This window comes from Anaeromyxobacter dehalogenans 2CP-C (assembly GCF_000013385.1).
Lineage (GTDB): Bacteria > Myxococcota > Myxococcia > Myxococcales > Anaeromyxobacteraceae > Anaeromyxobacter > Anaeromyxobacter dehalogenans_B.
The window spans coordinates 749,458-767,853 of record NC_007760.1 but is presented as its reverse complement, the minus strand read 5'-3'; the positions used below and the strand labels follow the sequence as shown (position 1 = coordinate 767,853).

12 protein-coding genes are annotated in these 18,396 nt (G+C 76.0%); 8 read left to right on the top strand and 4 right to left on the bottom strand.

The window, feature by feature from the left end; genetic code table 11:
* Positions 1-58: 58 nt before the first annotated feature.
* From ADEH_RS03390 to ADEH_RS03355, 8 genes are all read left to right on the top strand, one after another.
* Positions 59-802, top strand: coding sequence for a MotA/TolQ/ExbB proton channel family protein (locus tag ADEH_RS03390; protein ID WP_011419721.1), 744 nt, complete (start codon positions 59-61; stop codon positions 800-802).
* A gap of 16 nt (positions 803-818) precedes the next feature.
* Positions 819-1,271 (top strand): protein TolR, encoded by a 453-nt coding sequence (gene tolR, locus ADEH_RS03385; protein WP_011419720.1) that lies wholly within the window; start codon positions 819-821, stop codon positions 1,269-1,271.
* Positions 1,268-2,035: an energy transducer TonB gene (locus ADEH_RS03380; protein WP_011419719.1), complete on the top strand. Its 768-nt coding sequence runs from the start codon at positions 1,268-1,270 to the stop codon at positions 2,033-2,035. The genes tolR and ADEH_RS03380 overlap by 4 nt, the downstream gene beginning before the upstream one ends.
* 17 nt (positions 2,036-2,052) lie before the next feature.
* The gene (gene tolB, locus ADEH_RS03375) at positions 2,053-3,357 is read left to right on the top strand and encodes a Tol-Pal system beta propeller repeat protein TolB (RefSeq protein ID WP_011419718.1); all 1,305 of its coding nucleotides are present in this window, start codon (positions 2,053-2,055) and stop codon (positions 3,355-3,357) included.
* A gap of 11 nt (positions 3,358-3,368) precedes the next feature.
* Positions 3,369-4,286: a phosphatase gene (locus tag ADEH_RS03370; RefSeq protein WP_011419717.1), complete on the top strand. Its 918-nt coding sequence runs from the start codon at positions 3,369-3,371 to the stop codon at positions 4,284-4,286.
* Between the two features lie 25 nt (positions 4,287-4,311).
* On the top strand, positions 4,312-4,929 hold the full coding sequence (locus ADEH_RS03365; RefSeq protein WP_011419716.1) for a class I SAM-dependent methyltransferase: 618 nt from the start codon (positions 4,312-4,314) through the stop codon (positions 4,927-4,929).
* Between the two features lie 302 nt (positions 4,930-5,231).
* On the top strand, positions 5,232-6,092 hold the full coding sequence (locus ADEH_RS03360) for a C-GCAxxG-C-C family (seleno)protein (RefSeq protein ID WP_011419715.1): 861 nt from the start codon (positions 5,232-5,234) through the stop codon (positions 6,090-6,092).
* 119 nt (positions 6,093-6,211) lie between these two features.
* On the top strand, positions 6,212-6,865 hold the full coding sequence (locus tag ADEH_RS03355; protein ID WP_011419714.1) for an MtnX-like HAD-IB family phosphatase: 654 nt from the start codon (positions 6,212-6,214) through the stop codon (positions 6,863-6,865).
* 797 nt (positions 6,866-7,662) lie between these two features.
* Here the strand turns inward: ADEH_RS03355 and ADEH_RS03350 are convergent.
* The 4 genes from ADEH_RS03350 to ADEH_RS03335 form a co-directional block, all read right to left on the bottom strand.
* Positions 7,663-10,749, bottom strand: coding sequence for a BamA/OMP85 family outer membrane protein (locus ADEH_RS03350; RefSeq protein WP_011419713.1), 3,087 nt, complete (start codon positions 10,747-10,749; stop codon positions 7,663-7,665).
* A complete protein-coding gene (locus ADEH_RS03345) occupies positions 10,731-14,657 on the bottom strand; it encodes a translocation/assembly module TamB domain-containing protein (RefSeq protein WP_011419712.1) in 3,927 nt (1,308 codons plus the stop codon). Before ADEH_RS03345 ends, ADEH_RS03350 begins: the two co-directional genes overlap by 19 nt.
* Before the next feature lie 132 nt (positions 14,658-14,789).
* Complete coding sequence (locus ADEH_RS03340; protein ID WP_011419711.1) at positions 14,790-15,707, bottom strand: ExeA family protein; 918 nt, start codon at positions 15,705-15,707, stop codon at positions 14,790-14,792.
* Positions 15,708-15,715: 8 nt separating this feature from the next.
* Positions 15,716-18,352, bottom strand: coding sequence for a tetratricopeptide repeat protein (locus tag ADEH_RS03335; protein ID WP_011419710.1), 2,637 nt, complete (start codon positions 18,350-18,352; stop codon positions 15,716-15,718).
* Positions 18,353-18,396: the final 44 nt, after the last annotated feature.

The following is an 18,396-nucleotide window of genomic DNA, read 5'->3' as shown; positions in this document are numbered from 1 at the left end:
GGAGAGGCGCAGCCGAGCGGGCGCGTCCATGCTAGAGAACCCCTTTCCCGACCTGCACATGACCGAACTCGCCCTCTCGCAGCTCCTGCCCTCCGCCGGCGTGCCTCTCGCGGCCGCGGGCGGCCTCAACTACCTCGAGATCGCCACCAACTCCGGCCCGGTCGGCATCGGCGTGCTGGCGCTCCTGCTGGGCGCCTCCGCCGTGTCCTGGGCCATCATCGTCAAGAAGTGGCTCCAGATCCGGCGCGCGCAGGACCAGTCGGTGAAGTTCCTCGAGACCTTCTGGCAGTCCAAGCGGCTCGACGCCATCTACCAGGCGGCGGAGTCGCTGGGCGCCTCGCCGCTGTCGCACGTGTTCCGCGCGGGCTACGTCGAGCTCTCGAAGGTGACCGCCCGCAAGAACGAGGGGGACCCGGGCGCCATGAGCGACCAGCTCGGCGGGATCGAGAACGTCGAGCGCGCGCTGAAGCGCGCCGCCGCCTCCGAGGTCACCGCGCTCGAGCGCCAGGTGCCGTTCCTGGGCACCACCGCCAGCGCCGCCCCGTTCGTCGGCCTGTTCGGCACGGTGTGGGGCATCATGCGCGCGTTCCACGAGATCTACCTGATGGGCAACGCGAACCTGGCCACGGTGGCGAAGCCCATCTCCGAGGCGCTCATCGCCACCGCGGTCGGCCTGTTCGCCGCCATCCCGGCGGTGGTGGCCTACAACTTCTTCCTGTCGAAGATCCGCGTGCTCGACAGCGAGATGACCAACTTCTCGAACGACTTCCTCAACATCGTTCGGCGGCACTTCTTCAGCTAGGGAGCGAGCCGTGGCGATGTCCTCCGGCGGCTCGGGCCGCCAGTCCCTCACCGAGATCAACGTCACGCCGCTCGTGGACGTGATGCTGGTGCTGCTCATCATCTTCATGGTGACGGCGCCGCTCATCCAGCAGGGCGTGGAGGTGAACCTGCCCGACGCGCGCGCCAAGGCCGTCGAGGCGCAGGAGCAGAAGCTCGTCCTGTCCATCAAGTCGGACAAGAGCCTGTGGCTCGGCACCACCGAGGACGCCGCCCACGTGCCCTACGACGAGCTCGAGGACAAGCTGCGCGCCAACTCGCGCGCGCAGAAGGAGCACGAGCTGTACCTGATGGCCGACAAGACGCTGCCCTACGGCTTCGTCGTGGACGTGATGGCCACGGTGCAGCGCGCCGGGATCGTGAACGTGGGGATGATCACCAACCCCGCGCCGGAGCGGGTGAAGCCCGAGCGGGAGGCCCGCAGGCGATGAGCATCCCGGTCGCGACCGCCCTCGGGCGGCGGGACAGGATGTGGCCGGCGGTGCTGGCCTCGGTGATGGTCCACGCCGGGCTGATCACGTGGGCCCTCGTGCGCCAGCAGGGCCCCGAGATCGATCTCGAGCAGAAGCCCATCGTGGCGAAGCTGGTGCGGCTCGGCGAGAAGCGGCCGGAGCAGTGGCTGCCGCGCAAGGAGCAGCCGCCCGAGCCGGCCGCGGCCGAGCCGATGCCGGCGGTCGCGACCGCGCCGGCCCCCGCCCCCGCACCGCCCGCGCCCGCCGCGCCGGTGCCGGGCGCGAGGCCCGCGCCCACGCCGCCCGCGCCCCGGGCGCCCGCCCGCACCGGCCCGACCACCGCCGGCAGCAGCACCTCGGTGTCCTCCCTGCTCTCGCGCGTGAAGCAGGAGGTCGAGCGCGAGCGCTGGGGCGACCCCGAGGGCGACCCCGCCGGCGACGCGTCAGAGGCCGGCGAGGGCGATCGCTACCTCGCGCTGGTGAAGCGGGCGCTGCAGGAGAACTACCGCGTCCCGGCCACCATCTCCGAGCGCGACCGCATGTACCTGAAGGGCACGGTGGTCCTGTGGATCGATCCCGACGGGAACATCGCGCGCTGGCGCATCGAGAAGTCGTCCGGCAACGGCGCGTTCGACGACGCGCTGGAGCGGACCGTCCGACAGACCCGCCTCCCCCCTCCGCCCGACGCGCAGCGGCAGCTGTACCGCTCCACCGGGCTCGCCATCGTCTTCGAGATCGGCTGATCTCCCGGAGCCCCGCCATGATCGTCCGCCGTGCCCTCGCCCTCGCCGCGCTCGCGCTGGCCGCCTCGCCCGCGCTCGCCGCGCCGGAGCGCCCCACCATCGTGGTCGGCTCGCCCGACTTCCGCCCCTTGCCCATCGCGGTGGCGGCGTTCCAGGGCGAGGGCGACGCCGGCGCCGCCGCGACCCAGACGGCGGAGGTGGTGCGGGCCGACCTGGTGCTGTCGGGCCTGTTCGACGTGCTCGACCCGCGCGGCTTCCTCGCCGATCCGGCCGAGGGCTTCGCGGCGCCGTCGATCCGGTTCGCGCGCTGGGCCGACGTGGGCGCGGACGGCCTGGCCAAGGCGCGCGTGCGGCGCGGCCCGGGCGGCCTGGAGGGCGAGCTCCACCTGTACGAGGTCCGCGCCGGGCGCGAGGTGCTGGTGAAGCTGCTGCGCGTGGACGGCGCCGACGCGCGCTCGCTCGCGCACCGCATGGCCGACGAGATCGTGCGCTACTACACCCGCGAGCCCGGCATCTTCGCCACGCGCATCGCCGCGATCCGCCGCGGCCGCGGCACCTGGGAGCTGGTCACCCAGGACATGGACGGCGGGAACCAGCAGGTCCTCCTGTCCGAGCGGAGCATCCTCATGTCGCCCGCGTGGCGCCCGGACGGCCGCGAGATCCTGGTGACGAGCTACCGCTCCGGCCGGCCGGAGCTGTGGGCCTACCGCTTCTCCGACCGCGCCTTCCGCCCGCTGGGCCGCCAGCGCAACGCGTTCGGCGGCGTCTACTCGCCGGACGGCTCCCGCATCGCGTTCACCGTGAGCGAGGGCAACGTCACCGACCTCTGGGTGATGTCCGCCGACGGCAGCGGCGCGCGCAAGCTCACCAGCGATCCCGCCATCGACGTGTCGCCGACGTGGTCGCCGGACGGCCGCCGCATCGCGTTCGTCTCAGACCGCTCCGGCACCCCGCAGATCTACGTCATGGGCGCGGACGGCTCGGGCGCGCGCCGCCTGACGTTCCAGGGCAACTACAACCAGACGCCGCAGTGGAGCCCGCGCGGCGACCTGATCGCGTTCACGGCGCGCGACGAGCGCAAGGTGTTCGACGTGTTCGTGGTGGCGCCGGACTCGGGCGCCATCTCCCGCATCACCCAGGACCAGGGGCGCACCAACGAGGAGCCGTCCTGGGCGCCCAACGGCCGGCTGATGATCTTCCGCACCGACCGGAACGGCGGGATCCAGCTCGTCGTCTCGGACGCGCGCGGCGACCGCCAGACGCCGGTGACGAGCGGCAAGACCGACCTGGCCGCGCCGGCCTGGGGCCCGCTGGCGCCGTAGGCGGGGACGGCATGGCCGGGCGGCTCGCCTCGATCGACGTCGGCACCAACACCGTGCTGCTGCTCGTGGCGGAGCGGCGGGGCGGCGCGCTCGCCCCGGTGCGGGAGCGCGCCGAGATCACCCGGCTCGGCCGCGGCGTGGACGCGACCGGCCGGCTCGACCCGGCGGCCATCCGCGAGACCGTCGCCACGCTGGCGGCGTTCGCGGCGGAGGCCCGCGCGCTCGGCGCCGAGGAGATCGCCTGCGTCGCCACCAGCGCCGCCCGCGACGCCGCGAACGGCGCCGAGTTCTTCGAGGCGGCGCGCGCCGCGGCCGGGCTCTCGCCGCGCGTCATCTCGGGCGACGAGGAGGCGCGGCTGGTGTACGGCAGCGCCTTCCGCGACTTCGGCGCGGGCGGGCCGCTCGCGGTGCTCGACGTGGGCGGCGGCTCGACCGAGTTCATCGTGGGCGAAGGGCCCGACCCGCGCGCGCGCGTCAGCCTGCAGGTGGGCGCGGTCCGGCTCACCGAGCGGCACGTGCGCGCCGATCCGGTGCGGCCGGACGAGCTCGCGGCGATGCGCGCCGGGGCCCGCGAGGCGCTGGCGCCGCTCGCCGGCCTGGGCGCCGGCGCCGGCGCGCGCCTGGTCGGCGTGGCGGGCACGGTGACCACGCTCGCCGCGGTCGCGCAGGCGCTGCCCGCCTACGACGCGGAGCGGGTGCACGGGGCGGAGCTCCGGCTCGACGAGCTGGAGCGGCTGCTCGCGCGCCTCGCGGCGCTGACGGTGGCGGCGCGCGCGGCGCTGCCCGGGATGGAGCCGAAGCGGGCAGACGTGATCCTGGGCGGCGGGCTGGTGGTCGTGGAGGCGATGCGCCTCGCCGGGTTCGACCGCCTGACCGTCTCGGACCGCGGCGTCCGCTGGGGGTTGCTCTACGAGCTCGCCGGTCCGTGACGGCGCCGGCCGCCTCTACGCGGCGGTGGCCTTCGGGCCGGCCGCGGCGGTGTACGCGTTCCTGGTGGACCAGCCCGCGTGGCGCGAGGACTGCCGCGCGCTCGGCGCGCTCGTGCGGGGCGCGCGGGTGCTCGACCTCGGGATCGGCCCGGGCACCGGCGCGGTGGAGATGGCCCGCGCCGCGAAGGACACGCGGCACGTCGGGCTGGACCGCTCCGCCTCCATGCTCCGCCGCGCGGCGCGGGCGGCGCGCGCCGGCGCGGTGACGCTCCCGCTCGTGCGCGGCGACGCGCTCCGGCTCCCGGTCCGCGACGGCGCCCTGGACGGCGCCACCGGCCACAGCGTCCTCTACCTGCTGCCCGACCCGGCCGCCGCGCTGGAGGAGCTCCGCCGCGCGCTGCGGCCGGGTGGCCGCGTGGCGTTCCTCGAGCCGCGCCGCCAGGGCGCGCCGCTCGCCGCGACGCTCGCGGGCGGTGCGCGGTTCGCGGCCGCCATGATCCTGTGGCGGGGGATGTCCCGGCTTCACCGCAGGTACGACGAGGCGGAGCTGGAGTCGCTGCTCTCGGGCGCGGGGTTCACCGGCGCGCGCGCCTGGCCGGTGCTCGGTGGGCACGGCGTGATGGCGACCGCCGAGCGCGCCTGACGCGCGGGCCCGGGCGCACGCCTGCGCCCGAGCGCGCGCGCGGCGCAGCGACGCACGCCAGGTGTGACACACGGTCACGGCCCTGCGGCACGGGCGCGCACCGCACGCGCCAAGAGTGCGTTCCCACATGAACGACCTAGCGCCGCGCGCCGCGTCCGATCGTCGCGCGCGCGCATTGGACGCAGGGTACGTGCCGGCGGGTTGCGTACCATCGCCGCAACCCGGACAGAGCGCACCCCCCGCGCTTGCCCCCGGTCGCGACCCGCGACGGGCCGCTCCCAACCCTCATGGAGGAATGGACGATGGAGAAGGAAAACCTCGGCCGGCGGCAAGTGCTCGCGGTGATCGGCGGTGCGCTTGCCCTCGGCGGCCTGCAGGCCTGCGGTGACGACGACAACGACAGCACGACCACGCCGGTGGACCCGCCTGCGGCGGGGCCGCAGGTGGCCGACTACCCGTACGACCAGCACATCGCCGCGACGTACCAGATCGACGCGGCCAAGGTCCGCGAGCTCGCGTACCAGGCGTACTACAACGGCGGCTGCTGCCACGGCGCGTTCAGCGGCCTCATCGACCACCTCAGCGCGACGGTGGGCCAGCCGTTCAACCTCATCCCCCGCACGTTCGGCCAGTTCGGCGCGGGCGGCATCGCCGGCTACGGCAGCATCTGCGGCTCGATCCTCGGCGGCATCCTGATCATCAACTCGATCGTGTCGAAGGCCGACGTCCGCACCAACATGCTGACCGACCTGATGCGCTGGTACGAGCGCGAGTCGTTCCCGAAGTACGTTCCGACGACCATCGCGCCGAACGAGGTGGGCAAGACCACGCTCGACTTCACGAACGTCGGCGCGCTGCAGGTGGTCCCGGGCTCGCACCTCTGCCACGCCTCGGTCTCCACCTGGTGCGCCGCCAACGCGGTCTCGACCAAGAGCGCCGACAAGCTCGCGCGCTGCTCGCGCCTGACGGCCGACGTGGCCGGCAAGGTGGCCGAGATGCTGAACACGTACCTGTCCACCGGGACGTACGCGGGCCCCGCAGCCATCGACGACGCGTCGGCCGGCTGCCTGGGCTGCCACGGCCCCGCGACCACGTTCGAGCCGGTGGCCTCGGGCATGGGCTGCACGTCCTGCCACTCGGACAAGACGACCGGGCACCCGTAGCCGCCCCGTCTCACCGCACCAGAGGGCCCGGTCGCGCTCGCGGCCGGGCCCTTTCACGTCTCCGGCGCCGCGGGCCGGGTGGCGGCGGGCGCCCCGGCCTGATAAGAGACGCGTCCCGCATGCGCGCACCCTGGGCCATCGTCTGCGACTTCGACGGAACCGCGCTCACCGAGGACCTCGGCGACCAGGTCGCGTTCCACTTCGCCGGCGTGGACGCCTACCGCGCCGCGGAGGACCGCTACCGCGCTGGCGAGCTGACGTTCGGGCACCTCCTGCAGGCCGTGTTCGGCCCCATCCGCGCGAGCCGCGCCGAGATCGCCGCGTTCGCCCGCGCGCGCGCCGCCTGGCGCCCGGGGTTCGAGGACTTCCTCGACGCCTGCCGCCGCGGCGGCCGCCCGTTCCTGGTGGTCTCGTCCGGCCTCGACGCCTACATCGAGCCCGTGCTCGAGGGGCTCGCCCCCGAGCTGCGCGCGCACGTGGAGCTGCGGTCGAACCGCGCCGCCTGCGGCGAGGACGGGCTGCGCGTCGGCTTCCACGGCGCGGACTGCGGGTTCTGCGGCTTCTGCAAGGGCGACGTGGTGCGCGAGCTCCAGGCGGCCGGGCACAAGGTGGCGGTGTGCGGGGACGGCACCGGCGACCGCCACGCGGCCGACGCCGCCGACCACGTGTTCGCGCGCGCGGGGTCGTCCCTCGTGCGCTACTGCGCCGAGCAGGGCATCCGGCACGACGTGTTCGCGACGTTCGGCGAGGTGATGGCGCGGTTCCCGGGCTGAGCTCCGCGCCCTGGCTTCGCGTCCAGCGGGCCCTGGGTTCGCGTGTCGGCGTCCAGCGGGCCCTGTCCTGGAACGGGCCGCTAGGTCGGCGCTCCGGGCGTTCGCGGCGGTGCTCGCTCCGCAAGGCCCGGGACGTGGACGGATGGCCGGAACCGGTGCGGTGGGATCGATGAAGCCGACGCACCGTGCGGGCCAGCCGCGCGTTCAGGGCCGGCGCCGGCTGCGCCGATCCCTGCGCCGCGGCTGTCCCCGGCGGTGCAGGTCCAGGATCCTGGGGACGTGCCGAGGGCTCGCTCCGCTCCGCTCCGGCGCGAACGCCCGGATCGCCTCCGTGGCGGCCTGACGTGGATGGGTGGCGTGGGAGAGCGTGCTTCTTCTTCCCGCCCCCGAACACCTCGAAGCCGCCAGTACGGCCCCCCGTCCGCCAAGCGGACGCGCTCGCCCGCGACCGCGACTGTCAGCGCAGGCGCAGCACGCGCCGACCGCATTCCGCGCGCGTGGTCAGCCGGCGTGCGCGGCGAGCATGTCTGAGGCCGCGCGCCGCGAAGCGAAACGCGCGGCCGAGTTTGCGAGCCGCGCCCAACTACGTCGAACGCAATCCGCGCGCGTCCTACGACCGAAGCCCCGCGCCGAGCATTCCTTCTCCACGTCGCGCGAGCGGGCGAGGGCGGGAGCGCCCACGAGGACCCGCGCCCACGGCCCCCCGGCTTCGAGAGGACGCAGGCGCCGTTACGACGCGCTGCGCTCGCCCTTCGACAGGCTCAGGCCGAGCGGAGTCCACGACGCCCGGGCACCGGTCAGAACAGCCCGATCGTGAAGTGCAGCGCGAACAGGCGCTCGTTGATGCGGACGTCGCGGTCCAGGTTGAAGCCGAGGTCGAGCGCGGCGGGACCGATGGGCGTGACGAACCGGAGGCCGGCGCCCGTGTTGCTGCGCAGATCGAGCGCCTCGAACTTGTTCGGGTCGAGCCAGAGGTTGCCGGCGTCGAGGAACAGGCCCAGCTCCACGGCGCGGGTGAGCCCGACGCGCAGCTCGGTCTTGCCGAGCAGGTACGCCTCGCCGCCCTCGGACACGGGCCGGTCGCCGGACGCGACGCGGCGGCCGCGCTCGGTGCAGCCGATCCCCGTGTACGAGGTGGCGCAGAGCTTGCCCTCGGCCGCGAGCGCGCCGCGCACGTCCTCCTGGATCATCTCCTCCTCGGCGAACCCGCGCATGGTCGAGGCGCCGCCCAGGAAGAAGCGGCGCGGGATGATGGTGCGCGACTCGCGATCCAGCGGGAACACCCGGCCGCCGCGGACCGAGAGCGCGAGCACGGTGGAGCCGCCCAGCGGCAGGTAGCCGGAGAGCGTGCCCGAGAGCTTCACCAGGTTGCTGTGGACCTCCGAGCCCGGGAGCAGCCCGAACAGCGCGCGGCGGTCCGGCGCGCCGGGGACGCCCACGCCGAGCGAGTGCGCCCACTCGGCCACGCCCGCGGCGAACCAGCCGCGGTGCGGGTGGGCGGAGTTGTCGCGGAAGTCGAGCGTGAACGACGGCCGGACCGCGTGCAGCGTGGTCACGCCCTCGTCGAAGCGGAGCCGCTCCAGGTCGGCCTGCGTGAGCACGCCCACCACGTTGGTGCGGCGGATGTCGTCCACCTCCAGCTCGTACTGGAGCGAGGCGCCCACGCGCGAGGTCACCCCCACGTCCACGCCGGCCACGCCGGAGACGCGCCGCAGGTCGTAGGCGCGGCGGTGCAGGATCTCGCCGATCATGTCGGTCCGCAGGCCCACCGGCACCGGCAGCAGCCGCACCCGCGTCGAGCGCAGGCCGAGGTCGGCCCGCCCTTCCAGCCGATCGTAGCCCTGCTTCCCGGAGAGATCCGGGCCCAGGCCGCCCACGTCCACCAGGTAGTTCACCTTGCCGCGGGCGGTGAGCTCCACCGCCCGGCCGAGCAGGTTCGGCCGCGAGTACTCGAGCACCGCGCGCGGGCCGTTCGCGATGGAGAAGCCGAGCGACTGCGTGAGGGTGGCGTAGGGCCGCTCCGCCAGCTCGACCGACAGGTCCTTCGTCTCCGCGACCAGCTCCGGCTCGTGCAGCTCCAGCTTCGCCGAGCGGAACACGCCCAGCCGCAGCAGCGCCGCCTGGCTGCGCGCCAGCGCCTCCGGGTCGAAGGTGGCGCCCTCCCGGACCTCCAGCTCGTCGCGGATCACGTCCTCGCGGGTGCGCCGGTTGCCCGTGAGGAGCACCCGGCCGATCCGGACCTTCGGGCCCGCGTCCACCACGAACCGCACCGTGGCCAGGTGGCGCTCGCGGTCCAGCTCCTCGCGCGCCTCCACGCGCGCGAACGCGTGGCCCGCCGTGTAGTAGCGGCGCAGGATGGCGAGCCGCGTCTCCTCGACGCGGTCGAACGCGAGCGGGTCGCCCGGCGACAGGCGCGTCTCGCGGGCCAGCTCCGGGAGCGGCACGGCGCCGGTGCCCTCGAACGCGATCGACTCCACGTGCGTGCGCGCGCCCTCGCGCAGCCGGAGCGTCACGTCGGCGATCCCGCGGTCCGCGTCGAGCGCCACCGCGCTGCCCAGGGCGACCGCGTCGAGCCAGCCCTCGGCCCGGTAGCCCTCCACGATCACCTCGAGGGCGCGATCCCAGGTGGCCTCGTCGAAGTAGGCGCGCGGCGGCAGCGGCGGCGGCGGCTCCGGCGGCGGGCGCGCGCCCGGCACCGAGAGGATCAGCGCGCGGGCCTCGTCCGCGTCCGGGGACCCGGGCGTGGCCGCGTCCTCCTCCAGGATGGCGAAGAGCCGGTCGCCGAGGTCCCGCTCCGTGCGCGCGGTCGCGCCCTCGAAGCGGATCCGGCCGAGCCGGTAGCGGCGCCCCTCGTCCACGTGGAAGACCACCGCCAGCACGCCCGCCCCGCGCCGCTCCTCCGCCGCCACGGCCGCGCCGGCGAAGCCGCGCGCGCGGTAGAACGCGCGCAGCCGGTCGGCCGCCTGCTCGATGGCGGGCGCGTCCACCGGCTGGTCCGCCTCGAACCCGAGCTGCCGCTCCAGGAGCGCGGACCGGAACGCGACGTTCCCGCGGAACGCGAACGCCATGCGCGGTCCGGCCTGCACCGGGAGCTCCACCTCGGCCGCGCCGTCCCGCACGCGCACCGCGGGCGCGTCCACCCGCGCCCGCCGGTACCCCGCGGCGCGCAGCCCGGCGCGGAGCGCCTGGACGTCCGCCTCGAGCGCGTCCTCGTCGAGCGGCGCGCCCTCGCGCGTGCGCAGGCGGGCGCGGAGCGCCTCGGCCGCCGGCCCGGGGCTGCCGGTGAGCCGCACAGACGCGACCCGCGTGACCGGCCCGGCGCGGACCTCGAGCAGCACGTCCACCTCGGTGTCGCCCCCGGCGCTCGCGCGCACCTCCGCGTCGCGCCGGCCGCGCCGGGAGAGCGCCGCGCGCACCCTCGCCGCCGCCGGATCGAGGCCGGCGTCGTCGAACGCGTCGCCCGTCGCGAGCCGGGCCGCCGCGCGGACGGCGTCGGCGCCCAGCACCTCGGGCGCGTCGGTCCGGACCTCGACCCGCGCCACCCGGCGCACCGGGAGCGCCTCCACCACCAGCCGGACCCACTCGCCCGCGGCGCCCGGCGGTGCCGCGGCGGGCTCGGCGCGGACGATCACGTTCCGGTACCGCCCGGTCTGGAACAGGCGCTGCACCGTACGGCGGGCGTCGCGGACCGACAGCGGCTCGCCGGGGGCGAACGTCACCAGCGCCGACGCCTGCGCCCGGTCGTCACCCGGCGGCAGCGCCAGATCCACCGCCAGGACCCGGGGCGGCGGCGGGGCGGCCGCGTCCGCGGGCTCGGCCGCGGCCGGCGAGGCCGCGAGCGCCAGCGCGATGGCGAGCGCGGCGATCACTCCCGGTCCGTCCATTCCCAGCGCAGCTTCAGGTCCACGCCGTGGTCGCCGGTGGAGACGTCGGGGTTGTCGCTGTCCCACTGGTACTGCACCGCCGTGTGCTCCCCCAGCCGCAGCTCCGCCTGCGCCTTGCGGCCGCGCGCGCCCGCGAGCGGCGCCTGGAACCGGAGCCGCAGGCGATCGCGGAGCAGCCAGGACTCGAACTCGGCGCGCGGCTCCACCTGGCCGGTCGCCTCGGAGTAGGCGCTGGTGATGCGCATGCCGATGTCGCGGATCGGCCCGCCGCGCGGCAGGAACCGGCGCACCTGCTCGTCCAGGCCGGACGCCGAGAAGATGGCCTGCGCGGCCGCCGCGGTGGCCACCCCGCCCACGCCGGTGCCGGCGGCGGAGTCGCGGCGCGTGAAGCCGAGCGAGAGCAGCGTGACGAGGTCCGGCTCGGGGAGCGGCGGGGCGCTGGTGAGCGTCACGCGCGGCTGCTCCAGGGGGCCGAACGCGTGCATGAACACCTGGTAGTCGCGGACCTGCGCGTCCCCGTTCACGTCCAGCACGATCTCGATCTTGTTCCGGTCCACCAGCTCCAGGACGGCGTGCGTGAGCGTGAACTCGTTGCCGCGGAACGCCGCGCGGCTGCCCTGGCCCATGGTGAGGCTGCCCACCAGGCCCGGCGACGCGAGCGTCCCGGTGAGCGTGAGGTCCCCGGTGACGGTCCCGCGCACCAGGTCGTTCTCGATCCGCGCGTCCCCGTCCACCACGAGCTGAAGGTCGAAGCGGAGCCACTCGCCCGACTTGTCGTACGGCTTCGGCGGCGGCGGCGGCCGGCGGCGCAGCTCCAGCAGGCTGCCCTCGAGGTCCACGTCGGCCGTGTAGCGCGCCCGGACCACGTGCAGCCGGCCGGTGACGTCGGTCGCCTCCGGCGTGCCCCGCGCCTCGATCCGCCCGGACAGCGTGGCCGGCAGGTAGGACGGGAGCGCCACCGGCACCTCGTCCAGCGCGCCCTCCACCCGGAGGCGAGACGGCGCGAGCCGCGCCAGCTCCACCTCGCCGGTGAAGCGCGCGTGCCCGCCGTTCAGGAGCGCCCCCAGGTCCTCGAACAGCACCCGGTTCTGCGAGAACGCGAGCGGCCCGGCCATGTCGGAGAACACCAGGCCGGCGCCTCGCACCTCGAAGCCGCCGTCGGTGACGCGGCCCGAGCCGACCAGCACCGGCTGGTCGAACGTGCCGCCCATGTGCGCCTCCAGCGCGAGCTGCCCGTGCGCGCGCCGGACCACCGGCGAGAGCGCGCCCGCGAGGCGCAGGTCGAGCGTGCCGGAGGCGCTCAGGTCAACCGCGCCGGGCGCGGCGGCGCCGGAGACGGTCAGCTCGGTGCTGGTGCCGCGCAGCGTGACGGGCGCGAGCTCCACCCGCTCCCCCCGCACGGTCAGCACCGCCGGCCCGGCGGCCTCGACCTTCACCTCGGCGAGCGCGACGGCGAGCTGGGGGAGGCGCACGCTGGCCCGGGCCTGCGCGAGGTCCTCGAGCTCCCCCGAGGCGCTCGCCTCCCCGCCCACGCGGATGCGCAGCCCCTGCGGCGGGCCGCCGGGCCAGAGCCGCGCGGCGTCGTCCATGGCCACCGTGGCCCGCGCCTGGAACGGCAGCCGCCCCTGCAGCGCGATCTCCGCGGACCCCGCCAGCCCCTCCGCGCCCCCGGTCAGCACCAGCTTGCGCTCCACCACCGTGCCGCCGGCCTGCACCGTGCCGAGCGCGACGCCGGCCACGCGCACGGCGTCGCCGTTCACGGCGAAGCGCACGTCGGGGTGATCGAACGACCCGGCCAGCGTGGCGCGCCCGCTCGCCGAGCCGGACCACTCGCCGCCGGGGAGGTCGAGCGCCGCGAGCGGCACGCCCGAGAACGCCACCTCCAGGTCCCAGGGGAACGGCGCGTCCAGGCCCCAGGTGCCCTGCGCCCGCGCGACCCCGGTGCCGCGCCGCAGCTCGGCGCGCTCGAAGCGGGCGGTGCGCCCCGCCTCGATGCGCCCCTGGGCGCGCCCGGCGTCGAACGCCCGGCCCAGCAGCGTGCCGGCGCCGAGCCGCGCGTCGAAGGACGCGTCGAGGGCGGTGGCGGGGCCGCGCGCGGTCCCGGTCGCCTCCACCTCCGCGTCGAGCGCGTCGCGGACGTAGCGGGTGGTCGGGATCCACTCCATCACGGAGTCGAACAGGTCGCGGAGGCGCCCGCGCGCCTCCAGGCGCGAGGAGACGATCTGGGTGGGCGTGCGCGAGAGGTCCACCACCGCCTCGCCGCGGTAGCGGGTCTCGCCCCGGGTCCCCTCGGCGCCCTGGAAGTGGAGCAGGAAGTCCCGGTAGCGGAAGTCGGCCGCCACGTGGCCGAGGTCCACCTGCAGGAAGTGGAGCCCCTCGCCGCGGGCGCGGCCGGTGACCACCGGGTTGCCGTACGGCGCCGCGCCGACCTCCGCCTCGATCGCCAGGCGCCCGGCCCAGGGGATCCCGGCGAGCGGCCCCAGGGCGTCGAGATCGGCCACGCCGCGGCAGCGCACGTGGAAGCCTCGCTCGCCGTCGAAGTGGATGGCGGCGTCCGCGTCCACGGTCCCCTGCCCCACCGCCACGCGCGCGCCGTCCAGGAACAGGCCGCCGCGGTCCACGCGCACCGCCGACTCGATCCGCCCCCGCGCGAACGAGACGATGCCGGGGTCGCCGTGGGCCTGCGTGTACGGCCGGGTCAGCGCCTTGAAGTCGTGGAGCTCCGAGGCCAGCGTGCCGGCGAGCGCCGGGGGCGAGAGCGTCCCGGTCACGCGCGCCTTGCCGTCGAGCCGGAGCGTGATCCAGGGCTGCTTCACGGTGAGGCGATCCAGGATCTCGGCGAGGTCCACGCGGTCGAGCTGCACCTCCGCCTCGACCGGCAGCCCGCGGGCGAGCGTCACGGTGCCGTGCGCCACCGCCGCGCCCCCGCCGGCCGCCGCCACCGCGAGGCGATCCACCACCAGCGTCCGGCCCGACAGCCGCACCACCGCCTCGGCGTCGCCGGGCACGAACCCGTCCACCCGGACGCCGCGCGTGCGCAGCGACGCCGAGAGCTCGGGCGCGCGGGGCGTCCCGGCGACGCGCGCCTCCACCGCCGCGGTCCCCTCCACGTCCGCGTGCACGCCGGCCAGCGCGAGCAGCGCGTCCACCCTGCCCTCGGCGCGGGCGGTGAGGTCGAGCGTCGGCGCGCACAGGTCGTGGACGCGGCCCTCGAGCCCGAGCCGCGCCCCGCCCACCTCGGCCTCGGCCCCGGCGATCTCGGCGACGGACAGGTCGAGCGCGACCTCGCCGCGGGCGCGCACCTGCGAGGCGCTCCACCTCCGCCCCACCGCGTCCACCCGGACCGGACCGGCCGACACGTCCACCCGGCTCCGCCGCGCCGGCGTGGCGAGCGACCGGAGCGTGCGCGCGGGCGGCCCGGAGCGGATCTCCAGCCCCTCCAGCGAGACGTGGCCGCCGTCCGGGAGCCCCAGCTCCACCGAGCCCCCCTCGACCTGCAGCTCGCGGATCTCGAAGCGGCCCAGGAGCTCGGGGGGGCAGCGGGCCGGCGCGCCGCCGCCGCGCGGAAGCGCGGCGACCAGGCGCGGGCGGACGAGGCGCAGGCGGTCGAGGTGGACGCGCCGGCCGAGCGCCTGCACCAGCGCGAGGCGCGCGGTGATCGCGTCGGCCACGAACGCCGGCGCCGCGGGCGGGCCGAGGACCACGCCCTCGGCGTCCACCGCGAAGCCGAGCGGGTCGATCCGGCAGGCCGCGAACGAGAGCGGCAGGCCGGTGGCGGCCCGCACCTTCTCGGCCGCGAGCGCGCAGATCCGATCCCCGGCCCAGCGCGTGCGCAGCGCCGCCAGCGTCGCGAGCACCAGGCCCACGACCACCAGCAGGAACACCAGCGCGACGGTCCGCTTCTTCAAGGGGGCTCGATTCTCTCGCGCGGACGGCGCGGCGCCAAGGAACGCGTGGGCCGCGCCGGGGGCCCGGCCGCGCCGGCGGCGGCGCGGTGGGTGAGGGTGTGGGAGCGCCGCGCCGGCCCGGCGGCGGGCGGGCTACTTGACGCCGAGCGACTCCAGGTACCGGTCGATCTCGGCGAGGTCGAGGCCGCCCTCGCGGCCGCCCCGGGCGGCGGCCGCCCCGGGGGCGGGCCGCTCCGGGGCCTCGATGCCGAGGTCGCGGGCCACGCGGTCGAGCAGCCGGTCGTCGATCTCGCGGGCGCGGGCCATGGCGCCCTCGAACAGCGCGTTGTCGCAGAGCGTGTTGATGAGCCGCGGCGTCCCGCCGGTGTGATCGTGGATCCGCTGGATCGCCGCCGGCGTGAACGGCAGGCGCGGGGCGCCGGCCAGGCGCAGGCGGTGGCGCACGTACGCCTCGGTGGCCTCGGCGCTGAGCGGCTCCAGCCGGTACTTCAGCGCCACGCGCTGGGCGAGCGGCGGGTCGAGGCGGAGGTTGTCCTCGATCTCGGGCAGGCCGAAGAACACGAAGGACAGGAGCTTGCGCTCCGGCACCTCCAGGTTCAGGAGCCCGCGGAACTCCTCCATGATCTCGCGCGAGGCGAGCATCTGCGCCTCGTCGATGAGCACCACCGCCTTCTTGCCCGACTCGTAGATGCGGACCAGCCGCTGGTAGAGCTGCGCGAGCAGCGCCAGCTTCTCCTCGGCCGGGCTCTCGACCCCGAGCTGCAGCGCGATGCGCTTCAGCAGCCAGCTCGGCGTGATCCCCGAGTGGACGATGACGAGCAGCGCGGCCTCGTACTCGTCCTCCGGCAGGCTGTCGAGCATGCGGCGCGCGAGCGTGGTCTTGCCGGCCCCGATGTCGCCCACCAGCACCGCCAGCCCCTTCATGGCGCTCACGGCGTGGTTCAGGCGGAGGAGCGCCTGCGCGTGCTGCGCGGACGAGTAGTAGAAGCGCGAGACCGGCGCGTTCGAGAAGGGCTCCTGGGCCAGCTCGTAGAATTCGAGATAGTTCACGCGCAGTCCTACAGGTAGCCGATGTTCTTCTTCGGGCCGGGGGCGGGCGCCGCGGGGGCGGTCCGGGCGGGGGCGCGCGGCTCGCCGGCCGGCGCCTTGCCGGGGCCGCCGCCGAGCGCGCGCACGCGCTCCGCGACGTCGCGGTACCCGGGATCGACGCGGTTCACCTTCTGGAGGTGATGGAGGGCGGCCTCGGGATCGCCCGCCTCCTGGTAGGCCACGCCCAGGTCGTGGTGGAGCGCCTTGGCGGCGTCGCGCGTCAGCAGCTCGGACGCGAGCGCCCGCCGGAACGCGGCGATGGCCTCGCGCGGCTGGCCGCGGGAGAGCTGGCACACGCCGATCATCGAGAGGCAGTCCACCTCGCGCTTGCGGTCGTTGCCGCGCAGCGCGGTCTCGAACTCCTTCACCGCGTCCTCGAGCAGGCCCATCTCCTTGTAGGCGATGCCGAGGTCGTAGTGCGTGGCGCTGTCCTCGGGCCGGACGGTCTGCTCGACGCCCTTCTTGAACTGGTTGAAGACGTCCTCGACCGAGTACTGGAACCCGTCGTCGCCCGCCGGCGCGGGCGCCGCGCCCAGCTCCTCGGCGAGCTCGCGCGCGATGTCGAAGCTGTCGTCGGCCCCGGGGGGCGGCGTGAGCGCCGGCGTCTCGTGCACCGGTCCGTCGAGCGGCGGGTGCGGCGGCGCGGGCGCGGCGGCGCGCGGGGCCGGGGCGCGGCGGCGCTCCACCTCGGCCAGCCGTGCCTCCACCCCGCGATGGCCCGGGTAGAACGCGGCCAGGTTCCGGAGCGCCTCGCGGGCGTCGTCGAGCAGGCCCTGCTGCAGGAAGAAGTCCGCCTCCTCGAGCTCGTCGGAGAGGTCGGCCTCCTCCTCCTCCTGCTCCGCGCGGGGAGGCGTCGGTGCGGCCGGCCTGGGCGGCGCGGGGACCGGGGTCGCGGCGCGCGACAGCGGAGGCGGCGGCGGCGGCGCGATGACCGGCGCCGGCGCGGCGGCGATCGCGGCGCGCTCGGCGGAGACCTCGTCGGCGACGTCCTCCGACTCGGCCGACGCCGCCGCGGCGGCCTCGGCGAGCGCGTCGCCGGCCGCGTCCAGGGCCGGCTCGGGCGCGCCGATCTCGAGCGCGATGCCCTCCTCCTCCTCCGGGCCGGGGGCGGGCGCTCCGGCGGCCGCGAGCGGCGGCTCGTCGTCCGGCACGACCTCGTCGTCCCCGGCGTGGCCCGCCGCCTCGAGCGCGAGCGCGTCGTCCTCGGGCGCCGGCTCGGGCTCGAGGAGCACCTCCTCCACCTCGTCCGGCTCGAGCGCGACCTCCTCGCTCGCCCCGGCGGCCGCCGCCAGCGCCGCGAGCTCCGGGTGCTGCGGCGCGATCTGCCGCAGGCGCGCCAGCGCGTCGCGCGCGCGGTCGCCCTCCCCGCGCGCGAGCAGCGCCCGCACCGCTGCGGCGCCGTGCTGCGCGGCCTCGGCGAGCCGGCCCGCGCCGAGGTGCAGCTCGCGCGCGCGCTCGTGCGCATCGGGCGCGTCCGGGTCGAGGGCGAGCACCTTGCGCAGGTGCTCCATCGCCCGGTCGTGCAGGCCGTACTTCACGTAGACGTCGGTCTCGGTGAGGAGCTTCGCGACCGCGTCGGGCCCCGGGGCCGGCGCCGGGCGCGCGCCCGGCGGCGGCCCGGGCGGCGGCGCGGCCGGAGGGGCCGGCGGTCGCGGGGGCGGGGCGACGGCGGCCACGGTGGCGACGGCGCCGGGGGCCGGCGTGCCGGACGGCCCGGGGCCGAGCGCGGCGCGCGCGTCCTCGTCGTCCGGCGCCAGCTCCTGCACCTTGCGCCAGGTGGCCCGCGCGTCGGCGGCGCGGCCGCGCTCCGCGTGGACGTGCGCGAGCTCCTTGTAGACCGAGAGCGTCTTCGAGACCTGGCCCAGGTCGCGGAAGGCCTGCGCGAGCAGGTTCAGCGTCTCCACGTCCTTCGGGTCCGCCTTGAAGCACAGCTGCAGCTTCGCGAGGGCGCGCTTCGTGTCGCCCTTCGCGAGGTAGATGTGCGCGAGCTCGCGCGTCAGCCCGAGGTCGTCCGGCTCGAGCCCGGCGATGCGCTCGGCGACCTTGAGGTACTCGTCGGCGCGGTTGTGCTTGCGCAGGTGGTCGGCCGCGCGCCGGAACAGCGCCAGCGCCTGCGCGGCCTGGCCGGCCCGCGCGTGCAGCTCGCCGAGCTTGATGGCCGAGGGGATGTTCTCGGGATCCAGCTCCACCATGCGGCGGAGCACGTCGGTCAGCCGGGCCACGTCGCCGGAGCGCTCGTGCGCGGCCGCGGTGACCTGCAGCTGCCCCATCGCGTCGCTCATGAGGCCGAGCTGCTGGTACAGCCCCGCCAGCCGCTCGTTGACCCGGACGTCGCCGGGGTCGAGCCGGACGATCTGCTTGTAGACCGCGACCGACTTCAGGAAGAAGCCCTGGTCGGCGTAGGTCTCGGCCACCTTGGTGAAGGCCTCGGCCGCGAGCCGGTCGTCGCCCTTCTTCTGGAACAGCTCGCCGACCTTGAGCAGGATCCGCACGTCGCGCGGGTCGTCGGCCAGGATCTTCTGGTACGCGGCGATGGCCTTGTCGAGCGCGCCCTTCTGAACGAACCGGGTCGCCTCCGCGATGATCTTGTTCTTGTCGACAGCCATCGGGCCGGGCGGTGCTCGCGGAGAGGCTCGCGCATCCGTGGGAC